At 56.2% G+C, this 7,438-nt stretch carries 8 protein-coding genes and 1 pseudogene; 2 read left to right on the plus strand and 7 right to left on the minus strand.

Translation table 11 applies throughout. The features are described from left to right. Window positions 1-418: repressor LexA (locus NTW95_01780; GenBank protein ID MCX6556155.1), on the minus strand; the 418-nt coding region annotated here is incomplete at its 3' end. A gap of 321 nt (window positions 419-739) precedes the next feature. Then, window positions 740-919, minus strand: a pseudogene (locus NTW95_01785) (PspC domain-containing protein). Window positions 920-1,037: 118 nt separating this feature from the next. On the opposite strand from NTW95_01785, the gene NTW95_01790 reads away from it, so the two are divergent. Continuing rightward, window positions 1,038-1,508, plus strand: a complete 471-nt coding sequence (locus NTW95_01790) for a hypothetical protein (protein ID MCX6556156.1) — start codon at window positions 1,038-1,040, stop codon at window positions 1,506-1,508. A gap of 108 nt (window positions 1,509-1,616) precedes the next feature. On the opposite strand, the gene NTW95_01795 is transcribed toward NTW95_01790, so the two are convergent. Continuing rightward, window positions 1,617-2,822, minus strand: a complete 1,206-nt coding sequence (locus tag NTW95_01795) for a hypothetical protein (GenBank protein MCX6556157.1) — start codon at window positions 2,820-2,822, stop codon at window positions 1,617-1,619. Window positions 2,823-3,211: 389 nt separating this feature from the next. Here NTW95_01795 and mtnA point away from each other — a divergent pair, with 389 nt between their 5' ends. Beyond that, a complete protein-coding gene (gene mtnA / locus NTW95_01800; protein ID MCX6556158.1) occupies window positions 3,212-4,267 on the plus strand; it encodes an S-methyl-5-thioribose-1-phosphate isomerase in 1,056 nt (351 codons plus the stop codon). Here the strand turns inward: mtnA and NTW95_01805 are convergent. The 4 genes from NTW95_01805 to NTW95_01820 form a co-directional block, all read right to left on the minus strand. Then, a complete protein-coding gene (locus NTW95_01805; protein MCX6556159.1) occupies window positions 4,254-5,474 on the minus strand; it encodes an aldo/keto reductase in 1,221 nt (406 codons plus the stop codon). The genes mtnA and NTW95_01805 overlap by 14 nt on opposite strands. A gap of 126 nt (window positions 5,475-5,600) precedes the next feature. Next, entirely contained in the window at window positions 5,601-5,936 is a 336-nt protein-coding gene (locus NTW95_01810; GenBank protein MCX6556160.1) for a hypothetical protein, read from the minus strand. A gap of 84 nt (window positions 5,937-6,020) precedes the next feature. Then, a complete protein-coding gene (locus NTW95_01815) occupies window positions 6,021-6,266 on the minus strand; it encodes a hypothetical protein (protein ID MCX6556161.1) in 246 nt (81 codons plus the stop codon). Between the two features lie 31 nt (window positions 6,267-6,297). After that, window positions 6,298-7,438 (minus strand): SUMF1/EgtB/PvdO family nonheme iron enzyme (locus NTW95_01820; GenBank protein ID MCX6556162.1); only part of this gene is annotated, 1,141 nt, incomplete at its 5' end.

Below are 7,438 nucleotides of genomic sequence, written 5' to 3' on the forward strand. Positions count from 1 at the left end.
TCGAGCCGTCGGCCAGGCGCGCCACCACCATCTGGCCGGGATCGGCCTGGCTGGTTTTCTTGATCAAAACCAGGTCGTTGTCCTGGATGTAGGCGTCCTCCATGCTCTGGCCCTGCACGCGGAAGGCCACGATGTCGCCGCCCTTTTCGGCCAGCCACTCGGGCAGTATCACCTCGTCGCCCAGGCTTTCGAATATTTCCAGCGGGGAGCCGGCCGGGACCATGCCCACCAGCGGCACAACCAGGCGCTCGCCAGCCAGTTCCCAGGCCCTGCCCTCCTTGAGCAAAACTCCCCTGGCCTGCAGGCGGCCAAGGTAGGCGTGAATGGTCGCCGGCGACGAGAGCCCGGTGGCGCGGGCGATTTCGCGCACGGTGGGGAAAACACCGTTGCGGCGGCTCAAACTCCTGATCTTTTCCATGAAAATTTTTTGTTTTTTGGTCAGCATTTGTTCGTCTTTTGTTCGCCTTTTCAATAATAGTATGGATTTGGGCGTTTGTCAACCAAAAAAGAATTGGAATTTGGAATTTGTAAGGGCGACCGGCCGGTCGCCCCTACATCATTTTTTCAACTTCAAACAATATTTTTTTTACTTCTTCCAACCTCTGGCGATGATAAAGAGGCCAAGGGCGATCAGCAGCGAGGGCCAGAAGAAATTGCGGGCAAAATGCCACACCCGCCAGTAATAGGGATGGAAAAAAGGGATGTTGTGCAGCAGAAAAATAGCGCCGATGAAAATCAGCTCATTGGGAATGACGATCAGACCGATGATATAGGCCAGCAAAGCCGATCCGCCCATGAAAAAAAAGGCGACGGCGACGATGCGCACGATCACCGGGTCGATATTGAAATACTCGGCGATGCCGCCGCAAACACCTCCGATCATGCGATTTTGACGGCTGCGGTATAGTTTTTTCATCAGACCTCCTTGAAAGGGTGACCCTTAGATAGTATAAACGAGAAAAAGGCGCTTCCGGTTCAAAAAAAATCACGGCGCGACGATTTTTCCCCTTGCCAAATATTTTGCTTCGGTTATAATCATGGACTATCGGCGCAACATGCAGCAAATTGAGATAGAGATCGTATCGGCAGCCAAGCGAAAATTGGCATTACACTCTTTCCCGGAGCTGACCTCGGAACGCAAGCTGGTCGGCAAGGGGCTGCGCATCCTCAAGGAGAACCTGCCGGGGCTGATGCGTTATATCTCCAAGCAAAAGGTGATGGGCCACATGCCGAGCTACCGGATCATCATTAAAACACGGGAAAAGATCGACATCGGCCAGGTCCGCGACCTGCTGGAGCACTGGCTGCGGCATAAAAAAAACAGGCGCATGGCCTACGTGGTCGTTGAACTGCTGCTCATGCCCTTCAGCGCCTTCATCGCCGTGCTTCCCGGTCCCAATATCGCCTTTTACCTGCTGTTCGTCCTCTTCTACTTCCACCTGAAAGCGTTTCTCAGCCTGCGCAAGATCGACATCGGCAAGCTGGATATAACCCTGGTTATGTCCTAGCCGGAAATCGGCGTAAGGTTTAAGGCGTAAGGTTTAAGGTTCAAGATAATCCTCTTCTTCACCCTCAACCGTACGCCGTTCGCCCTAAACCAAGTCTTTTTATTGCAATTAAAGCCCTAATTTCTGCTTGGCCTGGGCAGTGAGGGTTTTGAACTCCGCCTCGATACGCTGCTGTTCCTTCAGCAATTCGGCGGCGGCAGCGGCGTTGGGGTCGTCGGCTGCCGGTTTGGCGCTTCCCGCCTTCAGCTTGTCGATCTGCTCCTGGATCTTGTCGAGCTTTTCCTGCTCGTAGCCGGGCATTTCGACATCGCCGTAAGTCTCGTTCAGCTGCCTTTCCAGCTTGTCGTAATCGCGCTCCAGCTTCTTTATTTCCTTGTCATTGCTGACCACCGGCTTGACCGGCTTCACCGTGGCGTTGTACTTCTTGATCCGAGCGTTGAAATCATATTTTTCGAACAGCCAGAACTGGGCATTCTTGAGCAGGGCCGCCTGGCGGGTGGCGTTCGTTTCCTTCTGGTACAGGAGCCCTGCCTCGATATAGTAGTTGATGGCCTGGTCGTAGAATTTCTTGTCTTTCTTGGCTTTTTCCAGGTAAATGTTGCCCAGGCGCTCGGCATTGATCGCCTTGCGGTTCTTGGCGTAGGCTTCGCTGAATTCCTTGACCGCGGCCTCCAGTTTATTGGCGGCCACCAGCGAGCGGGCGTAGATTTCGAATATTTTTTCATCAGTTTTTTCGCTTTCGGAGAAGGTATTGAACTTGCTGATCGCCTCTTCATATTTTTTCTGGGTGTAGAGCACGCCGATCTTTTCCAGGCTGGTCAATTCTTTGGCCGGCTTGGCGGCGGCTCCGGTCAGTTCGTTCTTCAGAGCCTGCGCATCCTTGGCGATGTCGGCGACGTCGTTTTTCTGGGTAAAATCGAGGGCTTTGTCGGCCCATTTCAGCGCTTTCTCCAGGCTGTAGCCGGAATAGGACTTGACCCCGAACGAGCTGCCCATGATCAGGTAGACGGTCGCCTCCAGCTTGGCTTCCAGGCCGCCTAGGGCCATGGCCTTTTCGCCGTTGCGGATGGCCTTGTCGTAGTTCTTGTTGTTGTGGTAGTTGACGGTCAGCCAGTAATAGGCCAGCTTGGTAAAGACGTTCTGCGCCGGGTCGGGGTAGTTCTTGATGTAGGCTTCCAGGGCGGCGATGCGCTCGCCGACGCTCGCCTTGGCCAGGGCCGTGGTGTAGTCAATGCCGGCATTCTCCATGTTCTGGGCCCAGACGAACGAACCGGTCAAAAATACGATCAGCGCCAGCGCGCGTAGTTTCTTCATGCAAGCCTCCCTTGTTTATGACATTCATTACTAATTAGACGGCAAAATCTATTTAAACGATGCACTAGACCATATTTTTTCATAGCAGTTTTTCAAAGTCCAGCTCATGAATTTTACCTTGCTAAAGTACCATAATTTTCAAATAAAAACAAGCGCTTAAAGATGATTTTAGCGAAAAAATAAAATTCCAAACCACAAATTGCAAATCCCAAATAAAGTTAATAGAAATCCTCTTTTGTAGGGAACGCAAATTTGCGTTCCCTACCCAGGCAGAGCTACCGCGCACCTTACACCGAGCCATCTTCGTTGTTACAGTCACTCAACCTTCCCCTTGCCACTAAGCCCAGAACCAAATATAATATATGGCGACCCAAACAAGGAGAACAACCATGTACCCGGTCATCGAATGGAAGGATGGCGCCGTCGTCATGCTCGATCAGCGCCAGCTGCCGGCCGTAGAAAAATTCATCGTCCACCGCAGCCACCTGGAGGTGGCCAAGAGCATCAAGGAGATGGTCATCCGCGGCGCCCCGGCCATCGGCATCGCCGCCGCCATGGGCATCGCCCTAGGCATGGCCGAGCTGCAGGACAACCCCAGGATCAAGGACCCCGCTTTTTTAGAAGAAAAATTCAAGGAGATCGTGGCCGCCATCACCGCTACCCGGCCGACGGCGGTGAACCTTTTCTGGGCGGCCGCGTGCATGGAAAAGGTCTTCCGCGAGAACCGGAGCGATTTTTCGCGGCTGCGCGAAAAACTGATCGCCGCCGCCATCGCCATGGACGAGGAGGACGTGGCCATCAACCGCCGCATCGGCGAAAACGGCCAGGAGCTGCTGCCAAGCGGCAGCACGGTGCTCACCCATTGCAACGCCGGGGCTTTGGCCACGGGCGGTTACGGCACGGCCCTGGGGATTGTGCGCGCCGCCGTGGAGAACGGAAAGGATATCCGGGTGATCGCCGGCGAAACCCGCCCCTACCTGCAGGGGGCGCGGCTGACCGTCTGGGAGCTGCAGCGCGATCGCATCCCAGTCACCCTGATCACCGACAACGCGGCCGGGCTGGTCATGAAGAGAGGGATGGTCCAGGCGGTGATCGTCGGCGCCGACCGCATCGCCGCCAACGGCGACACCGCCAACAAGATCGGCACCTACGCGCTGGCCGTCCTGGCCAGCCATCATGGCATTCCTTTTTACGTGGCCGCCCCCTTGTCCACCATCGACATCCAGACCCGCGACGGGGACAACATCCCGATCGAGGAGCGGGACCCGAGTGAGGTCACCCAGTTCCGCGGCCAGATGACGGCGCGGCCGGAGACCCGCGTTTTCAATCCCGCCTTCGACATCACCCCGGCTTCACTGATCACGGCCATCGTCACCGAGGAGAAGGTCCTCTATCCGCCTTTGGCGAAGGCGCTCGCCGCGCTGCCGGGACTCAGGCGAAAATAGCCTTCAGCTCCTCCAGGCGGCGCGAGATTTGGACGCCGCGCCCGCAAACGGCCCGGCATTTCCCGCAATCGGCGCAGGACTTCAGCCCCCGTCCGGCCGGGATCTCGTCCAGGGCCCGGCGCATCTCGAAGAAATTGGCGTAGTCGGCGGCGTACATGTGCGCCCGCAACAGGGCCGGCACGTCGACCCCGGACGGGCAGGTGCCGGAGCAGCTGCCGCACTGGCGGCAGACGCCGCCCATGGCCAGGCGGACGTTGCGGTCCGCAAGAAACTTGACCTCCTCCGGAGTGTATTCGAGATTGAAGGCCACCGGCCAGTCGGCCTCGAGCTGCTCGAAGGTGGTGAAGCCGGGAACGGCGGTGGTTACCGATTCCAGCCGCAAGGCCCACTTGAGCAGGGCGGAGTTGATCAGCGTACCGTCATAGAAACTCTTGAGGTTTTCCGGCCCGCTGTCGCGGTACCAGGATTGCTTGCACTGGGTCTTCATAGCCACCAAGCCGATGCCGGCGGCGGCGGCTTTTTGCATCGCTTCCAGCAGCTCCTTGTAATCGTACATCGAGTAATTGATCGAAGTAAGAACGACATCGAAGCGGCCGTCCTTGGCCGCGAATTCCAGGCACTCGGCCATGCCGCGGTGGGTGGAAAAGCCGACGAAGCGGGCTTTCTTCGATTTTTTCGCCTTGTCGATCGCCGCCAGCAAGCCGGGGCGCTGCAGCATCGCCGGCTCGCTGACGTTGTGGATGTACAGGATGTCCACGTGGTCGGTCTGCAGCCGGGCCAGCGACTGGTCGAAGCGCGCCAGGAATTCCTCCTCGATCAGCTTGTCCCCCATCTGGTCCATCATCTCGGGCTTGCCCGGCGGAACCTTGGTGGCAATGATCACCGCGTCGCGGGCATTCAGTTCCTTGAGCACGCCGCCGAGCATCTCCTCGTTCTTGCCGCGCTGGTAGCCCCAGGCGGTGTCGAAAAGGCGCATACCGAGCTCGAAGGCGCGCTTGACCAGCGCCGGGTTGTCGGCGTTCATCACCCCCATGGAGACGACCGGGAGCTTCAATCCCGTCCGGCCCAGGGTGCGGGTAAGAGGTTGGGCGGCTACGCCCGTCCCCTTGTGGGACTGGGCGTTCAGTTTCAATCCCGTCTTGCCCAGCAACCCGGCCGCGGCCGTTCCGCCGATAGCTTTAAATAGAAAATCTCTACGGCTGCTCATGTGACACCTCCAGTTTGGTAATTGATTTTAAATTAACTGAAACGTGTTTTCAATCCGGAGCGGCATGGCAGCACGGCGTGGTTTCCCCCCTATGCGGAAGGGAAAGCAAGCCACGCTGCACTTGCCTTACTTGTTTTTCCTGGCCAGGAAAGCGCTCAGCTCGCCGGAGAGCTTTTCGGCCATGGCGATGGCCTTGTCCTCGGTCAATTTTTCCTGGAGCGCCTGGAGCTTCTCCTGCAGCAATCCGACCGCGTGCATGGCGTCATCGGCATCGCTGGTCATATCCAGTCCCCCCACCGCCGCCGCGCGCTCTGCCTGGCCCATGCGCTGCCTGGCAGCCTGGAACTCGTCGGCCAGGGCCTGGACCTGCTTCTGCTCGTCGCTCATGCCGCCGACCACGAATTTCTGGTAGGCGAAATACCCCGCCGCCACGAGCAATATCAATATGACTAATTTTTTCATGATTACGCCTCCTTGTCGGCCACATTGTAAAAAAAAGCAAGGGAGTTTGCAAACGATTTTTGCCGCCGAGAAAAACCTGTACGCTTATTTGCCGAAGATCCGCGCGATAAGGGGGATGTCCTCCGAATCAACGGCGGCGAAGCAGAGGCGCTCGACGCCGGCCGGGATCAAGTCGTAAAATGATTTCAATTCGTTGAGGGGGATCGGGGCGCTGCTGCGCCAGTTACGCACCTGCAGTTTGACGGCCAGTTTGGATCCCCAGATTCTGAGGGCCGCCTCCAGAGTGGCTCGGAAATGGCTGTGGCTTGGCCGGAAACTGGATAAAAACAAGCAAAAGGTAAAAAAGCAAAAAAGCACAAGGTTATTCACCCGTCCTCGCCAGGCGAAAGCCAAGGCGGTAAGAGCGGTAATCGGGATAATCACTGTTGCGATAGGCGTTGCAAACACGCGGCTCAAGTTCATAGTAGCTGCCGCCCCGATTTACGCGTTTGCTACCCACAAGCGGCCCCGGCGGATTGATGGCAGGGCTATTCTGATAATAAATCCTGGAATACCAGTCCTCGCACCATTCCCAGACATTGCCCAGCATGTCGTACAAGCCAAAAGCATTGGGATGCTTCTGACCCACAGGGTGAGTGGAACCACCCGAATTTCGAATGTACCAGGCAAAAATATCAAAATTTCCAGTGGATTCGACGGTCGCTCCCGCCCGGCAGGCGTACTCCCATTCGGCCTCAGTCGGCAAGCGGAAAAGCGAACCCGATTTTGCATTCAGCTTTTTAATGAATTTCTGGCAATCAGTCCATGAAACCATCTCCACCGGGGCATTTGGGCCGACGTTTTTAAAATAACTTAGGGGGTTGCCGGCAACATCCCACTGGCGTTGAGTGACTTCGAATTTCCCCAACCAGAACCCTTTGCTGATCGCCACTTTGTGCTGGGGGACTTCGTCATGGTTGTTCTTTCCCATTACCCCCAGCGGCGACGAGCCCATCAGGAACTCGCCCGGCGGGATCCAGACCATTTCGAAATCCACGCCGTTGACTATGATCTTCTTCACATCACCGGCGTGCGGTTCGGTGGCAGGCAGGGCCTTGCGCAATCTATCGACAATGCTCTTGAACGATTCAACCGCTTCGTCCCTGCCGACTCCGCGATCGGCCTGGAGGGCCTTGGCCAGATTCATTTCGACCTGGCTGTCATCTCCCGCCTCGTAGTACATTTTTGCCAGCAAGTAGTTGGCCTCGGCCAGCCGTTTCTGTTCGGTCTCATTGTTTTTATTCTTTTCTATAAAAACTTCCAGCACCTTTACCGCATCGATGAAATCCCCCTGCTTGTATAACCCCTGGGCCTTGAGCAATGGGTTTTCTTCCTGGCTATAGGAATAGTCCAAAGTCAATACAAAACAGGTGAAGATGAATAAAGTAAAAACCGCAATGCCCCGAAATTGTTTTCTTGCAAACATGAAAGTCTCCTTTACTGCTTGATGAGAGTAATTTTCC

This window comes from Candidatus Aminicenantes bacterium (assembly GCA_026393795.1).
Taxonomy (GTDB): domain Bacteria; phylum Acidobacteriota; class Aminicenantia; order UBA2199; family UBA2199; genus UBA2199.